Here is a 22,208-nt window from a genome sequence, read left to right on the forward strand (position 1 = left end):
TGTTCAGACTTAAGTTCAGGTTCGGGCGCAAGCTCAAGCATTCGCCGTGCGCCCCACATCCACACGCTGCGCCGGTGCCGGGGTCGCCGTGCCGGTGATATGCGGCTTGACCACCGTCCACAGAATCACCGCACCGATCAGGTCACCCAGACCGAGTGCCACGAAGAACGGGGCATAACCGACGGCCGTCACGAACGCACCGATCACCAGCGTGAACAACAGGTTACCGATACCGGCCGAGAGACCCGCCAGCCCGGTGACCGTGGCCACTTCATTACGCGGAAACAGGTCGGCCGACATGGAGATCACGCTGATCGAAAGCGTCTGGTGCGCGAAGCCGCCGAGACACAGCAGGAAAATCGCCATCATCGGGTCTTTGACGAAGCCCACGCCGCACATCGCCGTCATGACGAATGCACCGATGGTGAACACCACGCGTTTGCCGTTGAAGATGGTGATCTTGAAATGCTTGTTGAGCCATACGGAAATGGTGCCGCCCATCAGACAGCCGATGTCGGCCGCCACGAACGGCAGCCATGCCGTCGCCGCGATGGTCTTCAGATCGAAGCCACGCGCCTGACTCAGGTACAACGGCATCCAGAACACGATGGTGCCCCACACCGGATCGGCGAAGAAACGCGGCAGGGCGATGCCCCAGAAATTACGCTGACGCAGGATCGAACGCAGGTTCGGCTTGCGCGCGTCGGCCGCGGCATCGACGACGTTGCCTTCGTTGATGTAGTCGGACTCGGCTTGCGTCAGTGCCGGGTGGTCCGTCGGATGACGATAGAACGCGAACCACAGCGCCCCCCACACCAGCCCCAACGCACCGGCGATCACAAACGCGGTTTCCCAGTTGTAGCGCAGGATCGACCAAGCGATCAGCGGCGGCGCAAGAATGGCGCCGATGGACGTGCCAATGTTGAAGATGCCCGCTGCGAACGCGCGCTCTTTCGACGGAAACCAGAAGGCTGCGGCACGCATGCCGGCCGGAATGAACGACGCTTCGGCCAACCCCAGCAAACCGCGCAGGACGAACAGCCCGACCCAGCCGTCTGCCAGACCGTGCAGCATGCACACGATCGACCACATCACGCCGCACAGCAGGAAGCCGAGACGCAGGCCGATGCGGTCCATCAGGTAGCCCGTCAACGGGGCGCCGATCGGGTACAGCACGAGGAATGCACCCGTGATCCAGCCGTACTGCTGGGTGGTAATGTGGAGATCCTTCATTACCGTGGGGGCGGCAACGGCAAGCGAGCTGCGCGCGAGGTAGTTCATGACCGTGCCGAGTGGCAGCAGTCCGATCATCCACCAGCGCAGGCCTTTGATCTTCAGTGCCATGATGGTTGTCTCTCTGTTGTGGATTTTTTTGTTGCGAGTGCATGGCTCGCATGGAGAGGCATCCTACGTGAGACGATGTACGATGACAATGGCTGTTTGTGGCGTTTACGGATAATCCCTAGTGTTTTGATTTACCCCGGCGCAACACGTCATATACCTTATAGGCATTGATGTTTGCACATGTTGGGAAGGATTTCCCACATGTCATCGCATCGAAAAGATGTCTTGTTGTATGACATCTTATATTTAGCGATTTACTGAATTTCCAGCTTGGCGGGCGTTGCACCCGACAGCACCTGCGCAAGACGAACAGGCAAGAAAAAACCGCCCGAACGTTGCCGTTCGGACGGTTTCTCCACAGCGACGCAGCTGCCTACGGCTGCGCCCCCTCCTCTCAAACTCAACAACCACCCCGTATTTGTGGTTTTGGCAGGCAAATTTGCTTAGCGCGGCAGTTCCGAATGGCCCATCAGGAACTCGTCGACCGCGCGTGCGCACTGACGGCCTTCGCGAATCGCCCACACCACCAGCGACTGACCGCGACGCACGTCACCGGCAGCAAACACCTTCGGCAGATTCGTCGTGTAGGCGCGCTCGCCTTCGGTCGAGGCACGCACGTTGCCGCGCGCATCCTTGTCCACGCCGAACGCGTCGAGCACGGTCTGCACCGGCGAGACGAAGCCCATGGCCAGCAGCACCAGATCGGCCTTCAACTCGAACTCCGAACCGGCCACTTCCTGCATCTTGCCGTCCTTCCATTCGAGGCGCACGGCGATCAGCTTTTCCACCTTGCCGTTCTTGCCTTCGAAGCGCTTCGTCGCGACCGACCAGTCACGCTCGCAACCTTCGTCATGGCTCGACGACGTGCGCAGCTTGGTCGGCCAGTACGGCCACACCATTGGCTTGTTTTCCTGCTCCGGCGGCTGCGGCAGCAGCTCGAACTGCATCACGTGCTTCGCACCATGACGGTTCGACGTGCCCACGCAATCCGAACCCGTATCGCCGCCACCGATCACGATCACGCTCTTGCCCGTCGCCAGCATCTGGTTCGCCAGCTTGTCGCCCGCGTTGACCTTGTTCTGCTGCGGCAGGAATTCCATCGCGAAATGCACGCCTTCGAGCTCACGCCCCGGCACCGGCAGATCGCGCGGCTGTTCCGCACCACCCGCGATGACCACGGCGTCGAACTGCGCTTGCAGTTGTTCCGGCGAAATCGTCTCTTTCGAGAAGTTGTTGATGGTGGCATCCGGCGCATCTTTGCCGATGTACACACCGGTGCGGAACGTCACGCCCTCGGCTTCCATCTGACGCATGCGGCGATCGATCAGCCACTTTTCGAGCTTGAAGTCGGGAATGCCGTAACGCAGCAGGCCGCCCACGCGATCGTTCTTTTCGAACACGGTCACGTCGTGACCGGCGCGTGCCAGTTGTTGTGCGACTGCCAGACCCGCCGGGCCCGAACCGACCACGGCAACCGTTTTGCCGGTCTTGTGCTTGGCGGGCTGCGGCTCAACCCAGCCTTCGCTCCACGCCTTGTCGATGATCGCGTGTTCGATCGACTTGATGCCCACGGCGTCGCTGTTGATGTTCAGCGTGCACGCGGCTTCACACGGTGCCGGGCAGATGCGGCCCGTGAACTCCGGGAAGTTGTTTGTCGAGTGCAACACCGCAATCGCCGACTTCCAGTCCTGGCGATACACCAGATCGTTGAAGTCGGGAATGATGTTGTTGACCGGGCAACCGTTGTTACAGAACGGGATGCCGCAATCCATGCAGCGTGCGCCCTGTACTTTTGCCTGATCGTCGGAGAGCGCGAGCACGAACTCCTTGTAATGCTTGACCCGTGCCAGCGGTGCTTCGTACGACTCGCTCTGGCGCTCGAATTCGAGAAAACCTGTGACCTTGCCCATGTTTCTTCAGTCGGAAAGTTTTGTGGTTACCGTGCCTCACCCGCGCGCGGCACGCCGACAGGGCCCTCACCCTGTGACGTGACCGCGCATTCGGTATCAGGCCGCCAGTGCTTGTTTGTCGTTGGCTTTGGCCATTTCGCCCAAAGCGCGTTTGTATTCGTTCGGGAACACCTTCACGAACTTGCGGCGGGCGCTGTCCCAGTCCTCAAGCAACGCCTTCGCGCGCATCGAACCGGTGTACTGGAAGTGACGCTCGATCAGCTCGCGCAGCAACGCTTCGTCGGTCTGGCCGCGATGCCACAGGCCCTGACTCACCGTACGCTCCTGCTCGCCGTGCGGCAGCACCGGATCCAGCGCGACCATCGCCGTGTTGCACTTGGCGCCGAAGGTACCGTCGGCGTCGTAGATGTACGCCACGCCACCCGACATGCCCGCAGCAAAGTTGCGGCCCGTCTCGCCCAGCACGACCACCGTGCCGCCGGTCATGTATTCGCAACCGTGATCGCCCGTGCCTTCCACGACGGCCGTGGCCCCCGAGTTACGCACGCAGAAGCGCTCGCCGGCCACGCCGTTGAAGAACGCTTCGCCTTCGATCGCACCGATCATCACGGTGTTGCCCACGATGATGTTGTTCTCGGCGTCGCCGCGGAAGTCGTTGGTCGGACGCACGATGATGCGGCCACCCGACAAGCCCTTGCCGACGTAGTCGTTACCGTCGCCCACGAGATCGAGCGTGATACCGCGCGCCAGGAAGGCACCGAAGCTCTGACCCGCCGTGCCCTTGAGTTGCACGTGGATCGTGTCGTCCGGCAGACCTTCGTGACCGTAGCGCTTGGCGACTTCGCCCGAGAGCATCGCGCCGACCGTGCGGTTACGGTTGCGCACCGGCTGGATGAACGAGACGTGCTCGCCCTTTTCCAGCGCCGGCAGCGCCTTCTCGATCAGCGCGTGATCGAGTGCCTGCACCAGACCGTGATCTTGCGACTCGACATGCAGACGCGGCACCGAGGCTTCGACCTCCGGCAGGTAGAAGATGCGCGAGAAATCGAGACCCTTCGCCTTCCAGTGCTCCACGCCCGACTTGGTGTTGAGCAGGTCGGCACGGCCGATCAGGTCATCGAACTTCGCGATGCCCAGTTGCGCCATGATTTCGCGCACTTCCTCGGCCACAAAGAAGAAGTAATTGACGACGTGTTCCGGCTTGCCTTGGAATTTCTTGCGCAGCACCGGATCTTGCGTCGCCACGCCCACCGGGCAGGTGTTCAGGTGGCACTTGCGCATCATGATGCAGCCTTCGACGACGAGCGGTGCCGTCGCGAAGCCGAATTCGTCAGCGCCGAGCAGCGCACCGATCACCACGTCACGGCCGGTCTTCATCTGACCGTCGGCCTGCACGCGGATACGCCCGCGCAGACGGTTGAGCACCAGCGTTTGCTGCGTCTCAGCCAAGCCCAGTTCCCACGGCGAGCCGGCGTACTTCACCGACGACAGCGGCGAGGCGCCCGTGCCGCCATCATGACCGGCGATCACAACGTGATCGGCCTTGGCCTTGGCAACACCGGCAGCCACCGTGCCCACGCCCACTTCGGACACGAGCTTCACCGAGATCGACGACGAGGCGTTCACGTTCTTCAGATCGTGAATCAGCTGTGCCAGATCTTCAATCGAGTAAATGTCATGGTGCGGCGGCGGCGAGATCAGACCCACGCCCGGCACCGAGTAACGCAGCTTGCCGATGTACTCGGTCACCTTGTGACCCGGCAATTGACCGCCTTCGCCCGGCTTCGCGCCCTGCGCCATCTTGATCTGGATCTGATCGGCCGAGACCAGATAGTCGGCCGTCACACCAAAGCGGCCCGAGGCCACTTGCTTGATGCGCGAGCGCAGCGAGTCGCCGTCTTGCAGCTCGATATCGGCTTCGATGACGTCGTGGCCCACGATCGAGGCAAGCGATTCGCCCTTCTTGATCGGAATACCCTTGAGTTCGTTGCGATAACGGCGCGGATCTTCACCGCCCTCACCCGTGTTCGACTTGCCGCCGATACGGTTCATCGCCACGGCCAGCGTCGCGTGCGCTTCGGTCGAGATCGAACCGAGCGACATGGCACCCGTCGCGAAACGCTTCACGATGTCTTTGGCCGACTCGACTTGATCGAGCGGGATCGCGCGCTGCGGATCGACGCGGAACTCGAACAGACCGCGCAGCGTCATGTGGCGCTTGCTCTGGTCGTTGATGAGGTTCGCGTATTCCTTGTACGTCTGGTACGAGTTGGAACGGGTCGAGTGCTGGAGCTTGGCGATGGCGTCCGGGGTCCACATGTGGTCTTCACCACGAATGCGGAACGCGTATTCGCCACCGGCGTCGAGCATGTTGGCCAGCACCGGATTGTCGCCGAAGGCTTCACGATGCAGACGCACCGCTTCTTCCGCCACTTCGAAGATGCCGATACCGCCGACGTTCGACGCCGTGCCCTGGAAGTACTTGCGGACCAGTTCCTGCGACAGGCCAATGGCTTCGAAGATCTGTGCACCCGTGTACGACATGTACGTCGAGATGCCCATCTTCGACATGACCTTGTGCAGCCCCTTGCCGACGGCCTTCACAAAATGCTTCACGGCCTTCTCGGGCGTCAGGTCGCCGCCTTGCTTGCGGGCGATCTGCGCGAGCGTTTCCATCGCGAGATACGGGTGCACGGCTTCGGCACCGTAGCCGGCCAGCAGCGCGAAGTGATGCACTTCACGGGCCGAACCGGTTTCCACCACGAGACCCGTGCTCGTGCGCAGACCTTGCGCCACCAGATGCTGGTGCACGGCCGACGTGGCGAGCAGCGCCGGCATGGCGACTTGTTCGCGATTCGTCAGACGGTCGGAGACGATCAGGATGTTGTAGCCCGACTTCACCGCGTCGACAGCTTCGGCGCACAGCGATGCGAGGCGGGCTTCGATGCCTTCCTTGCCCCAGGCGACCGGGTAGCAGATGTTCAACTCGTACGAGCGGAATTTGCCGCCGGTGTACTTGTCGATGTGACGGATCTTCGAGATTTCCTTGAAGTCCAGCACCGGCTGCGACACTTCGAGACGCATCGGCGGGTTGATGTTGTTCGTGTCGAGCAGGTTCGGCTTCGGGCCGATGAACGACACCAGCGACATCACCATGTTTTCGCGGATCGGGTCGATCGGCGGGTTCGTCACCTGCGCAAACAGCTGGCGGAAGTAGTGATAGAGCGTCTTGTTCTTGTTGCTCATCACCGCGAGCGGGCTGTCGTTGCCCATTGAGCCCACGGCTTCTTCACCGTTGATCGCCATCGGCGTCATCAACACCTTCACTTCTTCCTGCGTGTAACCGAACGCCTGCTGCAAGTCGATCAGCGGCGTGGCCGTGTCGTGATGCACACCGGCCTCTTCCACCTTCGGCTCGATCTCGTCGAGCTTGATGCGCACGGCGTCGATCCAGCTCTTGTAGGGCTTGGCGTTGGCCAGGTTGTCCTTGAGCTCCTTGTCGTCGATGATGCGGCCCTGTTCCATATCGATCAGGAACATCTTGCCCGGTTGCAGGCGCCACTTCTTGACGATCTTCGACTCGGGAATCGGCAGCACGCCCGATTCCGACGCCAGAATCACCATGTCGTCATCGGTGATGACGTAGCGCGCCGGGCGCAGACCGTTACGGTCGAGCGTCGCGCCGATTTGACGACCGTCGGTGAAGGCGATGGCAGCGGGGCCGTCCCACGGCTCCATCATCGCGGCGTGGTATTCGTAGAACGCGCGGCGGTTCTCGTCCATCAACGTGTGCTGTTCCCAGGCTTCCGGGATCATCATCATCATCGCGTGGGCGAGCGGGTAGCCGGCCATCGTGAGCATTTCGAGGCAGTTGTCGAACGATGCGGTGTCCGACTGGCCCGGATAGATCAGCGGCCACAGCTTTTGCAGATCGCTGCCGAGCACGGCCGACGAGATCGCACCCGTGCGGGCGTTGATCCAGTTGACGTTGCCCTTGACGGTGTTGATTTCGCCGTTGTGCGCCACCATGCGATACGGGTGGGCGAGTTCCCAGGCCGGGAACGTGTTGGTCGAGAAGCGCTGGTGCACGAGGGCGAGCGCGGAGACCGTGCGCGGATCGGCCAGATCGCGGTAGTAGCGGCCGACCTGATCGCACAGCAGCAGACCCTTGTAGACGATGGTGCGTGCCGACATCGACGGCACGAAGTATTCCTTGCCGTGCTTGAGCTTGAGCGCCTGAATGCGGTGGCTTGCGGTCTTGCGGATGACGTACAGCTTACGTTCGAGCGCGTCGGTCACCATGATGTCCTGACCGCGACCGATGAAGATCTGACGGATCACCGGCTCGGTGGCCTTCACGTTCGGCGACATCGGCATGTCGCGATCGATGGCGACATCGCGCCAGCCCAGCACGACCTGACCTTCGGCCTTCACGGTGCGCTCGAGCTCTTGTTCGCAAGCGAGACGCGACGCGTGTTCCTTCGGCAGGAAGATCATGCCCACGCCATACTCGCCGGCCGGCGGCAGCGTGACGCCCTGACGGGCCATCTCTTCGCGGTAGAACTGATCGGGAATCTGGAGCAGGATGCCGGCACCGTCGCCCATCAGCGGGTCGGCGCCCACGGCGCCCCGGTGATCGAGGTTCTCGAGGATCTTCAGACCCTGCTCGACGATGGCGTGACTCTTCACACCCTTGATATGGGCCACGAAGCCGACACCGCAGGCGTCGTGTTCATTGGCCGGGTCGTACATGCCCTGTGCGTCCGGCGCCACGTACGCCTCACCCGGCAGCGCTGCTGCCGTCGCAATCGGTTGCTGTTTCTTTTCCACGAGTTACACCGTCTCTTGGCGAGGCCGCCGCGCGCATGTTCGTCACGGTCGGCCGGGTTAAGTGGGGGTTGGCCGGGCAGGCCAGACTGCGGTGTCGCACGCGTCGAAGATCATTCTCGAGTGTCGCCACAGGTACCGACTCAGTGCGCACGGTTTTGCGCATCGCACCAATCGGCCGAAGTTGGAATATACGCTATGAAATTCACAATGACAAAATATTTTAATGGGGTCAGATTCCAATTAACGACCGCACCAAAAGAAGGCTTATTTTTATTGGGGTCAGATTGTTTTCATCAATTTGATCACCGTCATAAATTTGTTGAATTTCAAGCAGTTGAGGGAGATTGGCGAACCCGGACGGGTTCGCCGATGGGGAGATTCAGCAGGAGATCAGAGCAGATCGGAGGCCAACTTGCGGGGACGGCCACGCGTGAGTGGACTCACTCGACGATTCGCCGCCAGTGACATTCTCGCCAGATATTCGGGGCCGCCAAGCAGCCACCCCTTCTGCGTGGCTGTACGCAGCGCGTCAACCTCGTAGGGCGGCAGCGGAACTGAGAACCCCTCCGCGTAGGTACGTTGACGTTCGAACGGCGTATTACCGAGTGACCAATACAGCGCGTGATCGGTCACGAGGCTATCGACCGTCAGGCCTACGTGATGGTTGTAGCTCGACCACACGTAGTTGCCCGGGGCGTCGGCCAGCCCGGCGCGCACCGGGTTGAGTTCGACATAACGGCTCGCGAGCAGCAGATAGTGCTCGGCTTCGATGACCGTCGCCCGGTAGCGCCCTTCCCACAAGGTGCCGGTGCGCTGGTGCCGCCGGTTGAAGTACAGCACGTAATAGCGGCCGACCGCCTGAAGCGTGGCGGGCAGGCTGCGCTCGTCGGCCGGCGTCGCGACCAGATGGAGATGGTTCGGCATCATGCACCACGCGTGAATCGCCAGCCCGTGCGCTCGCGCAGCTTCGCGCAGACGGTCATGGAATACACGCCGGTCTTCGTCGTCCACGAAGATGGCTTGCCGGTTGTTGCCGCGCAGAATCACATGCTGCGGCTGACGGGGAATAAAGAGTCGCGGTAATCGGGCCATGCGAATTCAAATGTAAAGCTTTAAAGCTCGATATCACGATTCGCGAGGCAGTTTCGACAGCAAAAACCTCTTTAAATACTGATATCTAGCCAATTCCCTTTGATTCGTACAAAAACTCTAGATTCGACGATTGCGCCCAGAGTCCACCAGCGCATAATGCATCGAAAAATAAATAAATAATCTTGGGAGGATAGACAAATGACAACTCGGACCTACCGGTCCGCAGCGTGCTTTTGCGCGCTCGGTATCGGCATATCACTGGCGTCCACCAGCGCCACTGCACAACAAGCCGGCGACAACGTCGTCAACCTCGGGTGGTTTCACATCGCGCCGCAAGACTCCAGCAAGCCGATGACCACCAGCACCAATCAGGACGGTCTCACCCCAACGCTCGTGCCGGCGAACTTTACCTCACCGGGCTCCGGCGCGAAGGTTAGCAATGCCGACACGCTCGGGCTCGTCATCACCCACTTCATCACCGACAACATCGCCTTGCAAACGGTGGCCGGGGTTCCTGCCAAATTCAAGCTCACCGGCCAAGGCGTGATTGCACCCCCGGGTCTTGCCGGCGCGCTCACGAGTATCGACCTCGGCGCACCGCAAAACAACCCGATCGTGCAAAGCGTTCGGCAATGGAGTCCGGCGCTGGTATTCCAGTATTACTTCGGCCAGGCTAATTCGACCTGGCGTCCTTTTCTCGGCGTCGGCGTGAGCTATACGTTCTTTACAAACGTCAGTCTCAATCCGAGTTTCGAATCAGCGCTGAATCAGAATTTCGGTAGCGTGCTCGCTTTTACTTCCGGACATAACGGTCCGACGACGGTAGAAGCGAAATCATCGGCATCGTGGCAACCAGTTGTGAATGCCGGCGTCTCTTATGCGTTCGACAAGCACTGGGTCGCAAGCGCATCGGTTTCCTACATTCCGCTCAAGACCACGGCCAACATCAAGATCAAGGCACAGGACGGTACGGTGCTTGCGTCCTCAGATGCCGAAATCAAGCTGAATCCGATTGTGACCTTCGTCTCGCTCGGCTACAAGTTCTAAAGCCAGCCTGCGGGACGCTAATTGCGTTCGTAATATCGGAGTCCGGAGGTTTTTTCTCAAAGCGTGCCTGACGTATAAGGGCACGCTTTTCTTTCGTCCAGCGCTTTTTTCTAAGGGCATTCCATAAGTCGATGCGTGGAAACAACACCTTTAGAGCGACACCTCCAGTCTCATGCTACCCGCGACTTTCCACGCTCGGCATAATGGCCCTGAATTTCATTTACCGAAATTCTCGACAATAAAGAATCTTGAGCAGGAGACGAATCAAATGAAGTTGAAGCATTTGACCATTGCTGCCGTGGCCATGCTGACGGCGTCGGGGGCCGCTTTCGCACAGAAAGCCGGCGATAACGTTGTCAGCCTCGGCTGGTTCCACCTCTCGCCGCAAGTTTCCAGCGATCCGTTGAAGGTAACGGGATCGAGCGTGCCGGGACTGGCTGCCGGCCTTAACGCCGCGCTTGGGGGCAATACCGGCGCCCAGGTGTCTGACGCCGATACGCTCGGCATCACGTTCGCGCATTTCTTCACCGATAACATCGCCGTCGAAGGCGTGTTCGGTGTTCCGCCGAAATTCCATCTGTACGGCCAAGGCCGCCTGCAACTGCCTGGTAACGGCGCACTGGCGTCGGCCAAGCAGTGGAGCCCGGCCCTGTTGCTGAAGTACTACTTCGGTCAGGCCGACGACAAGTGGCGTCCGTTCGTGGGCATTGGTGCCAGCTACTTCTGGTACTCGAACATCGAGCTCACGGATGGCTTCCAGGCACTGGCCAGCAACTCGCTCGCCCTCGGCCCGGGTGGCTCGACCACGGCAAAGCTGACCAACTCGTGGGCCCCGGTGTTCAACGCGGGTATCAACTACAACATGGACCAGCACTGGACGCTGTCTTTCTCCGTGTCGTACATCCCGGTGAGCACGACGGCCAAGCTGACCACGACGCGCGGTCCGATCACCACGACCAGCGAAGCCAAGGTCAAGCTGAACCCGGTGGTCACGTTCCTGTCGCTCGGCTATCGCTTCTAAGTCACTGCCAGATCACGGCAGCGCGCTTCAAAGCGTCGCACCACGCTTCAGATGGATCAGAAAACGCCGCCTTGTGCGGCGTTTTCGCATTTCCTCGCGGAAATTGGCACCATCGCAATCGATCGATCGGTAAATATCTGCAACTTTCCCTTTTGGCCCGCTGTCTCTCATGGTGTACGCCCGCGAACGGCCACGCCATAATGGCCGCTCGCACCAGGTTTCCATCGGCATGACGCCGGCAAGTCCCCCCCGGACATGGCGCATGTCGCATTTCAATACCACCATCAGGGAGTCAGAAATGGGAATTGCCTCGAAAGCGGAATCAGCACTGAATAACGGCCTCGACGATGCCCGCTATGCGGGACGCCGCACGGCACGCGCAGCACGTCTCGCAACCGGCGACGTTTCAGCACGTGTTCGCGACCTGCTCGACGATCTCGACCACGCCCTCTCCAACGCAAAATCGGCCTCCGACATTGAAGCGCTGCGCGCCGAAATCGGAGACAAGCTTCGTGAAGCACGTAGTGATTTTGGTGACAAAAGCGCCCATCTGCGCCGCCGCGCCAACGAAGTCTGGGAAGAAGCCGACGGCTATGTGCACGAACGCCCCTGGCAGACGCTCGGGACGGTAGCCGCCGTGGCCTTGGTACTCGGGTTTATCGCGGGACGTAGTTAATCGCAGTGCGAGGGGCGGCCTCCCTCGCGGAGGCCGTGACTCACTCAACTGTCCACTAGACTGTCGGCTCGATCGTGAAGAGCCTGCGGTATTCCTTGATCGCGTAGCGGTCGGTCATGCCCGCGACGTAGTGCGCAATCCAGCGCGGTTGATCAGCCTCGTTCTCGGGGCGGTAGTTCGGCGGCAGCAACCGAGGGTCCGAGAGAAACGCGGCAAACAGCTCCTGCACAATGCGCTGGGCTTTGGCCGCCATGCGCATCACCAGATAGTGGCGATACAGGTTCTCGAACAGAAAGCGCTTCAACTGGCCCGCCTGCTCCCGCATCTCGTCGCTGAACGCCACCAGCGGTCCGACACCCCGCACGTCGTCCATCGAGGCCGGTGAGGCATCCGCCACACGGCGGCGCGTCGTGGCGATCAGGTCGACGATCAGCGCGTTGATGATGCGTCGTGTCGTCTCATGCACGAGCCGGCGACCGGATATCTCCGGCCACTCGCGCTGCGCGTCAGCGCAATAGCGCTTCCAGAGCGGCACGGCATCGAGCTGCTCCAACGACAACAACCCGGAGCGCACGCCATCGTCGATATCGTGATTGTTGTAGGCAATCTCGTCGGCGAGATTCGCAATCTGCGCTTCAATGCCCGGCTGGCGCCCCTTGAGAAAACGCTCACCTAGCTCACCCAGCTCTCGCGCATTCGCACGCGAGCAGTGCTTGAGAATGCCCTCGCGCGTCTCGAAGCACAGGTTCAGGCCGTTGAATCCCCCATAGTGCTCTTCGAGTTCATCGACAACGATCAGGCTTTGCAGGTTGTGCTCGAAGCCACCATAGTCGCGCATGCAGGCGTTCAGTGCGTCTTGTCCGGCGTGACCGAACGGTGTGTGGCCGAGGTCATGCGCCAATGCAATGGCTTCGACCAGGTCTTCGTTGACACGGAGGTTGCGGGCGATCGAGCGCCCGATCTGGGCAACTTCGAGGCTATGGGTGAGGCGGGTGCGGAACAGGTCGCCTTCGTGGTTCACGAAGACCTGCGTTTTGTATTCGAGCCGGCGAAACGCCGTTGAATGGATGATGCGGTCGCGGTCGCGCTGAAACTCACTGCGTGTCGCCGGTGCCGCCTCGGCAAACCGACGTCCACGCGAATTCAGCGAACGGGCCGCGTATGGGGCCAGCGACGCTTCGTAATCGACCATCGCCAGCCCTCCCGCTTACACGTTGGCGCGCAGCGTCGCGCGCAGTTCGGCATCGGGCACACGCGTCATGAACGCTTCGCCCAGCCGATTAAGTAGCACGAAGCGGATATCACCGCCCTCGGCCTTCTTGTCGACCCGCATCAGGTCGATATAGCGATCTTCGCCGAGCGCAGGGCCGGTCACCGGCAACTTGGCTGCCGCGACGAGAGCCTTGATGCGCGGCACCAGGGCTTCGTCGATGTAGCCGAGCCGCGCCGACAGATCAGCGCCCATCACCATGCCACAGCCGACTGCTTCGCCGTGCAGCCACTCGCCGTAGCCGAGACCCGCTTCGATGGCGTGTCCGAAGGTATGTCCGAAGTTCAGCGTGGCGCGCAATCCTTGTTCGCGTTCATCGCTGGCAACCACGGCGGCCTTGATCTCGCACGAGCGTTGCACCGCGTAAGACAGCGCCGCCGTATCGCGCGCATTCAACGCGTCGATATTGGCTTCGATCCAGTCGAAATACGCTTCATCGGCGATCGCACCGTGTTTGATGACTTCTGCGAGTCCCGCCGCCAACTCACGTTCCGGCAGCGTCGACAACGTGTCGATGTCAGCCAGCACGGCGCTCGGCTGCCAGAAGGCGCCGATCATGTTCTTGCCCAACGGATGGTTGATGCCCGTCTTGCCGCCCACCGACGAGTCGACTTGCGAGAGCAGCGTCGTCGGCACCTGCACGAACGGGACACCGCGCATGTAGCACGCTGCGGCAAAGCCCGTCATATCGCCCACCACCCCGCCGCCCAGCGCGATCAGTGTCGCCTTACGATCGGCTTGCGCGCCCAGCAGTTCGTCGAAAATCAGATTCAGCGTCTGCCAGTTCTTGTACTTCTCGCCATCCGGCAGCACCGCCGTGACGACGCGTTTGCCGAGCCGCTGGAGGGTTGCGGCGACTTTCTCTGCATACAGCGGCGCCACGGTCGTGTTCGTCACGATGATCGCGTGCGTGCCGCGCACATGCGGCGCGAACAGGGCGTCCTGCGAGAGCAGGTCGGTGCCGATATGAATGGGGTAGGCGCGCTCGCCAAGTTCGAGTTTGAGGGTAATCATGCCGCTGACTGGCTAGTTATCGTGGTCGGCAACATCAGCGTGAGGCCGCGTCAGGTATTGGTGACACGGTCTTTCCCGCTGCGTCGCTGGGTAAGGGTTCGCTTGCGTGCGTGCTCGTGTTCGGCGTGTCAGTCTCGGCCGCCTCGCTGGCGTTCCCGACGCTTCCGGTGCCGGGACTTCCGATGCCTTCGCCGCGGCCTTCATTGTCTTCGCCCTGGGCATCAACAACATCAGCACCATCCACATGTGCATCTGCTTCAAGCTCATGGTGAGGCCCGATCGGCACAATGCCGGCGACCTCCAGTTGCATGAGCACCATGTTGACGAGCGCATTGACGCTTGGCCGGCCCGTCTCGATGACAAAGGTCGCACACTCGCGGTACAGCGCGTCGCGCTCCTGAAACAATTGTTCGAGGCGCGCGCGCGGATCCGCCGTTTGCAGCAACGGGCGGTTTTTGTCGCGACGTGTGCGCAGCCACAAGTCATGCGGCGTGGCGCGCAAATAGACGACAGTACCGCGCGACTTGATGCATTCGCGGTTTTCGGCGCGCAGCACGGCGCCCCCGCCGGTGGCGAGAACGATGCCGCTGCGCTGTGTGAGTTCGTCGATGGTATGCGCTTCGCGCTGGCGAAAGCCGTCTTCGCCCTCGTGCTCGAAGATGACCGGGATTCGCACGCCTGTGCGCGCTTCGATCTCGTGGTCGGAGTCATAGAACTGCCGTCCGAGACGTCGCGCGACGGCGCGTCCGACCGTGGTCTTGCCCGCCCCCATCAATCCGACAAGTATTACGTTTTCCAGCATGAATCGCTGATATTTGGGTTCCAATCCCTGATGATACCGGGATATGCGTCGGGCGTGCGGAACGCGTCGCCTCCAAAGACGCCGCCGTCAGCCTGGCGTGCCCCGCCGGAACGTCATTTGCCGGCGCCTTGGGGCGCGCTGCCGGGTGGTCCGGCTCGCCCCGGAATGCCTTGCGTCCGGGCATCGTCTCGCTACCGCCCGGTAACGGTGCGGACCTGCCGGGGGCGACATTGGCGTCCACGCCACCGGCCTCGGGCACCACGCTGGGCGTGATGAACACAAGCAACTCGGTGCGCCGGTCCTCCTCCGACCGGTTCCGGAATAGCGCACCCAGCAGGGGCACGTCACCTAGCCATGGCACCTGGGCGCGCGAATCGCGCCGTTCCTCCTGATAGATCCCCCCGATGGCCACCGTTCCACCGTCTTCGACCTGCACCTGTGTCTTGACGTGCCGGGTATCCACGGCGAAGCCGTCTGCGACCTCATGCCCGACGCTGTCCTTGCGCACATCCACGTCAAGAATGACCTGTCCGTCGGGCGTAATCAGCGGCGTGACCTCCAGACGCAGCGTGGCTTTGCGGAACTGTAGCGTCGACACGCTTCGCCGCCCGCTACGGGCCTGATAGGGCAATTCGGTTCCCTGCTCGATGACCGCCTCCACCTTGTCTGCCGTCACCACCCTCGGACGCGACACCACACGCCCCCGCCCGCTGGTTTCCAGTGCCGACAGCTCTAGTTGTAGAAACCGCGTTGCAGATCGTCCGAACAGCGTAATGGCCAGACTTGGCGGCGCCACACCGGCGAGTGCCGCCGCAGGCAAGGCGCTGTCGAGTATGTCGACCAATCCCTGAGACCCCGTGCCGGTCGACGAGCCCTGCCTCCCCTTAGCTCCCTGCCCCCCATTAGCCCCATTAGCCCCATTAGCCCCATTAGCCCCATTAGCCCCATTCGCCCCATTAGCCCCATTCGCCCCGTTTGCCGCTTTACCTGCCGCACTGCCACTTCGCTCCGAGGGGGGCCCGCCACCGCGCGAAGGCCCGGCGTTTCCGGCCTTCTGGGCATGGGTCCGCGCGTAATAGCCGGCGAGGTTGACGCCGAGAGACTCGCTGAACCGATCGTCCGCTTCGACGATGCGCGCCTCGATCAGCACCTGCCTGACTGGCACATCGATACGCGCGATAAACGCGCCGAGCGCGTCGAGGCGTTCCGGCAAGTCCGTCACGAAGAGCTGGTTGGTGCGAGGGTCTGCGATCAAACTGCCTCGCGATGACAACAGCCGCTGCGTTTTGCGATCCTTTTCGCCGATGATGATTTCGCGCAATTCCAATGCGCGCGGGTAATTCAGCGTGAAGCGCCGGCTGACGAGTGGTTGCATGGTCTCGCGCTTCGCGGCGGTTTCCAGTTGCGTCTGCTCGTCAGCGAGCAACTCGGCCTTCGGCGCAACCCAGTCCACACCGTGCAGCGATCGCACGCCCAGCCCTGCCGCCCTGATCAGCACTTCGAAGGCCGTCGCCGGGGAGACGTTTGCCATTTCCACCTCAAGCCGCCCCGCGACATGTTCGCCGAGCACTAGATTTCTTCCCGTCAGACGCGCGAACGCCTTCAGTGCAGCCACCGTATCCACGCCATGCAGCGTCACATTGATCTGCGTTTCGAGGTGCGGTCCGGGTGCATGTGTCGGTCCTGCCCAATCCGTGGCCACACCGTTGGCGACACGCCGGAAGGTCACCCGGCGCGCCCCGGCCTGCATCTTGCCAATGGGATCGGCAACATCAACTGCCAAGATGGGCGGCGCCGCCGGGTCTACCGCCATTGCAGCGGCCGCTTGCCCGGGACGCCCCGTCAAGGACGCCCGGAACACGTCGACCATGGCCGGCGGCATCTGCCAAGGTGTCGGCGTCTCTGGCAGCTCGGGCATCGGCACGGTCTCACTCACGACCCCAGCGGCTGACGTGCGATGCCAAACGTAGGTCGCTATCGTCACCTTTAAGGTTGCCTGCCCGTTTCCGTCATGCGCCGCCCCCGCCCCCGCCCCCGCCTCTACCCCCTGCAAATTCAGCCGTTCGATGACAAGATGACGTGGCGCCCGCTCGATCTCGGCAAGCAGGCCGATCAAACCCGCCACAGACCCCGTCACCCGCAACTCCGCTCGCTCGGTGTCGATATCGGCCTTCGTGTCGAATGCCCCCGGACGGGCCGTCTCCAATACCAGCCCAGCGCGCGCGACGAGCGACTCTAAGTCGGCACGCCACATCGGTTCGGACCCTGCGTCCGCGCTATTCGCCCCAACTCGTGGTATCTGCCGCAGTGGTTGCTGCGGCTGTGGTACCTGCCGCCGTGGTACCTGCTGCATACCCTCGGGAAACCCGCCGACCGCCGCTGAAGCGCTATGCACAAGCGCCCCCGGAGGCACCTCCGATGGCGCCACCGGTACCAGTCGCTCCCACGCCACCGTCTCGGCTTGCGCGTTTCGCAGCGTCGTCATCAACTGCGGCAATTGCTTCGCCTGCGACATCGCAAGATTCAGCGCCGTGCGCCCAGCCGCGATGTCGTTACTCAGCGACGTGCGGACCGGTAACCCGATGAGCCACCACATCGACCAACTCAGCATCAGTGCCCCCAGCAGCACCCCAGCCCCAAGGCTCCAACGCACGGGCAACGGCCATTCCTGTGGCGACACGGATGTCCATGCCGCGCAGTGTGTCCGGCAACGCTCGACAAGATCGGCAAGAAGATCGCGGACGTCGGCCGGCGATTGGCGGTCATTTGTCATCGACGCCCTCCTCCTGGTCCCATACGGCGTCACCAGCAAACACCGGTTCAGCAATGGGCCGGGGCACGACACGCACCGCGAAACGTCGTACAGCCGGCAACGACGCAGGGGGATTGGCGCCCATCAATTGCCGCGCCACGCTCTCCGGGATCAGACTCGATTCGACTTCCGCAACTTTCTTGACCCACAGCAGGCTTCGCAAGCGCTTCTGCATCTCTCGCACACGGGACTGTGTTGTCGCGAAGCCACCGACGTTCAGTTGCCGGTCGTCGATATCGAGGCTCGCCAGACGCACGCCGTCGGCACACGCCCGCATGACGTCGAGGAGCCGGCCCGCCATATCCTGCCGGCGCGTGACCAGTGCCAGCACCACCCTCCGGTGTGCCCGAATACCCGCTAACGTGCGCCGCGTTGTGTCGAACGACGCTGTCTCTGCGTCAAGCCGCGATCGTGCCGCGTTCAACGCCAACAACTGCGCTTGCCCTTCTCGACGAGCATGAACGTCCCAAGCGATCGGCAGCAACGCCAGCAAGGCGCCCACCAGCGCGAGAGCCGCCCAGATTTGCCACTGCCGTCGAAAATCGCGCTGACGACGCTGTGCCAGCGTGGGTAGCAAATCGATTGGCGGGAGATAAGGCATCACTGCCATGGCAGCCCCCGCATCGACATGGCGCGCAACGCCAGACCACACGCCACTGCAAGCGACGCACGTTCCGCAAACGTCTGTCGCAGGCGCGCCGGTGCGTTCGCAGCGTCGAGTCGACCGAGCGGATCAAACGGCCGTACGGGGACACGGCACGCCGAGACGAGACCATCGCACATCGCCACGAAAGCGCCCGGCGTCACGCTTTGCGCCGCCACATGCAGCGAACCGGCGGGGACCGGCATTCTGCCGAGTAGCTCACAAACCACACTCGCCAATGCTTCCGGATTCCCATTCACGCCGTCGAAGCGCTCGCGCAGGTCGGCCACGCACGTCTGCGCATCGAATACGGCCAGATCGATGTCGTGGTCGCTAACCTGGAGTAGCGCCATCGGCGATTGTGGTGATTTTGGTGATTGAGTCGAGATCGGCGTCTCATGCGCCGGCTCACCCATCGCTGGCCACGCCCATTGAAACGCCCGACGCCCGGCGGCATGCGCCACATCGACGGCATGGGCACGCAAGCCCGCCATTTCCAAAGCCGCAAGGCGGTCGTCGACCAGCTCGGCCTCACAGGCATACAGCCGTAGGCGGTGACTCCCCGGTTCGGCCCAAGTCACTCCCACGCGCGAGCGCAAACCGGGCCTACCGTCGCCCGGCAACAGTAGCGCCGCATGCCGCTCGCACCAGGCGCGCAGGGCGCGCGCCGGCATATCCGGCGGGTACTCGACGACGTGCGTCTTGAGCAGGTGCGCGGGTAGCGCCAGCACGACGGTGTCGCCTCGCAGGGACTCGGCACTCGTGCCGGCACGTTCGAGCAGCTCACCGAGGCGTCGCGCCGCGGCTTCGGGTTTGGCCAGCACTCCGCCGCGCAACACATCGTCGTCGAGCGCCGCCGTGCCGTAAGCGTCGAGGCGCAGCCGCGAAGGACCGGCCACCCGCGCCAGGCGAACAAATTGCAGGGTTCCTGCGTCAAAGTGAATACCGCACCCACCACCGTCGAGACGCGGCATAAGCGCCGCGAAGGGCCGTGCAAAGGGGGATGTAATGTGGCGCAAGTTGCGCAGGGCCGCTTCGATCATGACGTGCCTCCCATGTGGATCGATGTCGATGCAATCGATCCTAGCCATGGAGGAAGCGGCCTCCAATCGGACGAGTCCGAATCTAGGCGCGGAAATCGCGGTTCGTTTCGCTTTCGGAATCCACGCCGCTTTTTTCTCATCTTTGTCCGAGTCACGACACGCCTGGAATCCCATTTCTGACATCTTCGGCAAAGAGGCACCGGCCGTTCGGGGGTCCTTCGCTAACCGTTCGTTATAATCGGCCCATTGTTTTTTTCGACTCCCCCATGGCAAGCACACCCCAAACAGACACCCCACGCGACAAGCGCCCACCCAAGCCGCGCCGCTCGATCTGGCTGCGCATCGTTTTGTGGTTCGTCGGCCTGATCGCCGCGATGCTCGTCTGTGGCGCGTTGCTGGCGGGGTACATCCTGGTGGTCATGACGCCGCAGTTGCCGTCGCTCGACACCATCGTCGACTATCGGCCGAAGATTCCGCTTCGCATCTATACCGCCGACGAAATTCAGATCGGCGAGTTTGGCGAGGAACGTCGTAACGTCGTGCGCTTTGCCGATATTCCGGATGTGATGAAGAAGGCCGTTCTCGCCATCGAGGACGATCGCTTCTATCAGCACGGCGGCGTCGACTTCATCGGGATCTTCCGGGCTGGCGTGGCCAACGTCGCCCGTGGCGGCTCGTCGCAAGGCGCCAGTACGATCACGATGCAGGTCGCACGCAACTTCTTCCTCTCGAGCGAGAAGACGTATACGCGCAAGATTTACGAAGCCCTGCTCGCCTACAAGATCGAGTCGCGCCTGACGAAGGATCAGATTCTCGAGCTGTACATGAATCAGATCTATCTGGGCGAGCGCGCGTACGGTTTCGCGAGCGCCGCCCGCGTGTATTTCGGCAAGGACATCAAGGACGTCACGCTTGCCGAAGCCGCAATGCTGGCCGGTCTGCCCAAGGCACCGTCGGCCTATAACCCGATCGTCAACTACAAGCGGGCGCGCGTGCGTCAGGAATACATCCTCAAGCGCATGTACGACCTCGGTTACATCTCGAAAGCGGAATACGATCAGGCGATCTCGCAAGAGCTGGTCGTGCGCGGGCTCGGCAGCGAGTTCAGCGTGCATGCCGGTTATGTCGCGGAAATGGTGCGTCAACTGCTTTACGCCCAGTTCAAGGACGAGATCTATACGCGCGGCTTCAACGTCTACACGACGATCAATTCGGCCGATCAGGAAGCAGCCTATGAAGCCCTGCGCGCCGGGGTCATGGCCTACGAACTGCGTCATGGCTACCGTGGGCCGGAAGCCAATATCGATCTGCCGAGCGACCAGGACGACCGAGAACAGTTGATCGACGACACACTCGTCGAGCATCCGGACAGCGGCGACATGGTGGCGGCCGTGGTACTTGCCGCGTCGCCGCAGCAGGTCAAGGCGGTACTGCTCAATGGTGACGACGTGAGCGTGACGGGCGACGGTCTGCGTTTCGCCGCCGCCGGCCTGAGCGCCAAAGCGCAACCCAAGCAGAAGATTCGCCCGGGTTCGGTCATTCGCGTGACGAAGGACGCCAAGGACAACTGGCGCATCGTGCAGATGCCCGACATCGAAGCAGCGTTTGTCTCGCTCGACCCGCAGAACGGCGCAATTCGCTCGCTCGTCGGCGGCTTCGACTTCAATCGCAACAAGTTCAATCACGTCACGCAGGCGTGGCGTCAGCCGGGGTCGAGCTTCAAGCCGTTCATCTACTCGGCTGCGCTGGAAAAGGGCTTCGCGCCGGCGACGATCATCAACGACGGTCCGCTCTACTTCACCGCGGCGCAAACGGGCGGTCAGCCGTGGGAGCCGAAGAATTACGGTGGTGGCTTCGAAGGTCCGATGCCGATGCGTGTCGCGCTGATGCGCTCACGAAACCTTGTATCGATCCGTATTCTGCAAAGCATCACGCCCGGGTACGCCCAGAAGTACATCGCACGCTTCGGGTTCGAAGCCGACAAGCACCCGGCGTATTTGCCGATGGCGCTGGGTGCCGGCATGGTCACCCCGTTGCAAATGGCGAGCGCCTACGCCGTGTTCGCTAACGGCGGCTTCCGCGTGAATCCGTTCATCGTGGCGCGCATCACGGACTCGAAAGGCAACGTGATCATGGAAGAGAAGCCGGCCACGGCGGGCGATGAAACGTTCCGCGCCATTCCGGCCCGCAACGCCTTCATCATGAACTCGATGCTGCACGATGTGGCGACGCGTGGCACGGCCGCCAAGACGAACGTGCTCAAACGAAACGACCTCGCCGGCAAGACCGGCACGACCAACGATTCGCACGACGCCTGGTTTGCGGGATATCAATCGCAACTGGTGGGGGTGGCGTGGATCGGCTTCGATCAGCCGCGCAATCTGGGCGACCGTGAAACCGGTGGCGGTCTGGCACTGCCGATCTGGATCGACTACATGACCAAGGCTTTGCGTGGTGTGCCGGAATCGACGCGCCCGGTGCCCTCGGGAATCATTCAGGCGAACGGCGATTATTTCTACGACGACTATCCGCCGGGTCGCGCGATCAGCACAGTGGGTCTGAGCGCAGACACCGCGCCGGATGGCACGACAACCAGTGCACCGCCGGGGCCGGTCGATACGCAGGAGCGCCAACGCATCCTGGATATGTTTAACAAGCCTTGAGGGGATTTATCCGGGAAAAGTGCTGATGTGCGCGGTGGGAA

General features: G+C 62.0%; 13 protein-coding genes and 1 pseudogene. 4 read left to right on the top strand and 10 right to left on the bottom strand.

Features of this window, described 5'->3' with window-relative positions; all coding sequences use genetic code 11:
• Positions 1-33 precede the first annotated feature (33 nt).
• The 4 genes from AT302_RS25225 to AT302_RS25240 all read right to left on the bottom strand — a co-directional run bounded on the left by AT302_RS25225 (position 34) and on the right by AT302_RS25240 (position 9,176).
• Positions 34-1,344, bottom strand: a complete 1,311-nt coding sequence (locus AT302_RS25225; protein WP_058376348.1) for an MFS transporter — start codon at positions 1,342-1,344, stop codon at positions 34-36.
• Positions 1,345-1,787: 443 nt separating this feature from the next.
• Positions 1,788-3,254, bottom strand: a complete 1,467-nt coding sequence (locus tag AT302_RS25230; RefSeq protein ID WP_058376349.1) for a glutamate synthase subunit beta — start codon at positions 3,252-3,254, stop codon at positions 1,788-1,790.
• 96 nt (positions 3,255-3,350) lie between these two features.
• Complete coding sequence (locus tag AT302_RS25235; RefSeq protein WP_407668808.1) at positions 3,351-8,084, bottom strand: glutamate synthase-related protein; 4,734 nt, start codon at positions 8,082-8,084, stop codon at positions 3,351-3,353.
• Positions 8,085-8,474: 390 nt separating this feature from the next.
• Positions 8,475-9,176, bottom strand: a complete 702-nt coding sequence (locus tag AT302_RS25240; protein ID WP_058376350.1) for a transposase — start codon at positions 9,174-9,176, stop codon at positions 8,475-8,477.
• A gap of 198 nt (positions 9,177-9,374) precedes the next feature.
• Between AT302_RS25240 and AT302_RS25245 the strand changes: the two genes are divergently transcribed.
• The 3 genes from AT302_RS25245 (at position 9,375) to AT302_RS25255 (ending at position 11,920) form a co-directional block, all read left to right on the top strand.
• The gene (locus AT302_RS25245) at positions 9,375-10,223 is read left to right on the top strand and encodes an OmpW/AlkL family protein (protein WP_058376351.1); all 849 of its coding nucleotides are present in this window, start codon (positions 9,375-9,377) and stop codon (positions 10,221-10,223) included.
• A gap of 268 nt (positions 10,224-10,491) precedes the next feature.
• Positions 10,492-11,244, top strand: a complete 753-nt coding sequence (locus AT302_RS25250) for an OmpW/AlkL family protein (RefSeq protein WP_058376352.1) — start codon at positions 10,492-10,494, stop codon at positions 11,242-11,244.
• Between the two features lie 262 nt (positions 11,245-11,506).
• Entirely contained in the window at positions 11,507-11,920 is a 414-nt protein-coding gene (locus tag AT302_RS25255) for a DUF883 family protein (RefSeq protein ID WP_167365820.1), read from the top strand.
• Positions 11,921-11,975: 55 nt separating this feature from the next.
• Here AT302_RS25255 and AT302_RS25260 read toward each other — a convergent pair whose 3' ends face one another.
• The 6 genes and pseudogenes from AT302_RS25260 to pilM all read right to left on the bottom strand — a co-directional run bounded on the left by AT302_RS25260 (position 11,976) and on the right by pilM (position 19,504).
• Positions 11,976-13,112: a deoxyguanosinetriphosphate triphosphohydrolase gene (locus AT302_RS25260; RefSeq protein WP_058376354.1), complete on the bottom strand. Its 1,137-nt coding sequence runs from the start codon at positions 13,110-13,112 to the stop codon at positions 11,976-11,978.
• Between the two features lie 15 nt (positions 13,113-13,127).
• On the bottom strand, positions 13,128-14,204 hold the full coding sequence (aroB, locus tag AT302_RS25265) for a 3-dehydroquinate synthase (RefSeq protein ID WP_058376355.1): 1,077 nt from the start codon (positions 14,202-14,204) through the stop codon (positions 13,128-13,130).
• Between the two features lie 283 nt (positions 14,205-14,487).
• Positions 14,488-15,006: pseudogene (locus AT302_RS25270) on the bottom strand (shikimate kinase); the annotation flags it as partial.
• Positions 14,912-17,779 (bottom strand): type IV pilus secretin PilQ, encoded by a 2,868-nt coding sequence (gene pilQ / locus AT302_RS28375; RefSeq protein WP_084656466.1) that lies wholly within the window; start codon positions 17,777-17,779, stop codon positions 14,912-14,914. The gene pilQ and the pseudogene AT302_RS25270, both read right to left, overlap by 95 nt.
• A complete protein-coding gene (locus AT302_RS25280; RefSeq protein WP_058376357.1) occupies positions 17,769-18,428 on the bottom strand; it encodes a PilN domain-containing protein in 660 nt (219 codons plus the stop codon). The genes pilQ and AT302_RS25280 overlap by 11 nt, the downstream gene beginning before the upstream one ends.
• A complete protein-coding gene (gene pilM / locus AT302_RS25285; RefSeq protein ID WP_058376358.1) occupies positions 18,419-19,504 on the bottom strand; it encodes a pilus assembly protein PilM in 1,086 nt (361 codons plus the stop codon). Before pilM ends, AT302_RS25280 begins: the two co-directional genes overlap by 10 nt.
• Positions 19,505-19,770: 266 nt before the next feature.
• Here pilM and AT302_RS25290 point away from each other — a divergent pair, with 266 nt between their 5' ends.
• Positions 19,771-22,167, top strand: coding sequence for a penicillin-binding protein 1A (locus AT302_RS25290; protein ID WP_058376359.1), 2,397 nt, complete (start codon positions 19,771-19,773; stop codon positions 22,165-22,167).
• Positions 22,168-22,208: the final 41 nt, after the last annotated feature.

It is taken from the genome of Pandoraea norimbergensis, assembly GCF_001465545.3.
Classification (GTDB): domain Bacteria; phylum Pseudomonadota; class Gammaproteobacteria; order Burkholderiales; family Burkholderiaceae; genus Pandoraea; species Pandoraea norimbergensis.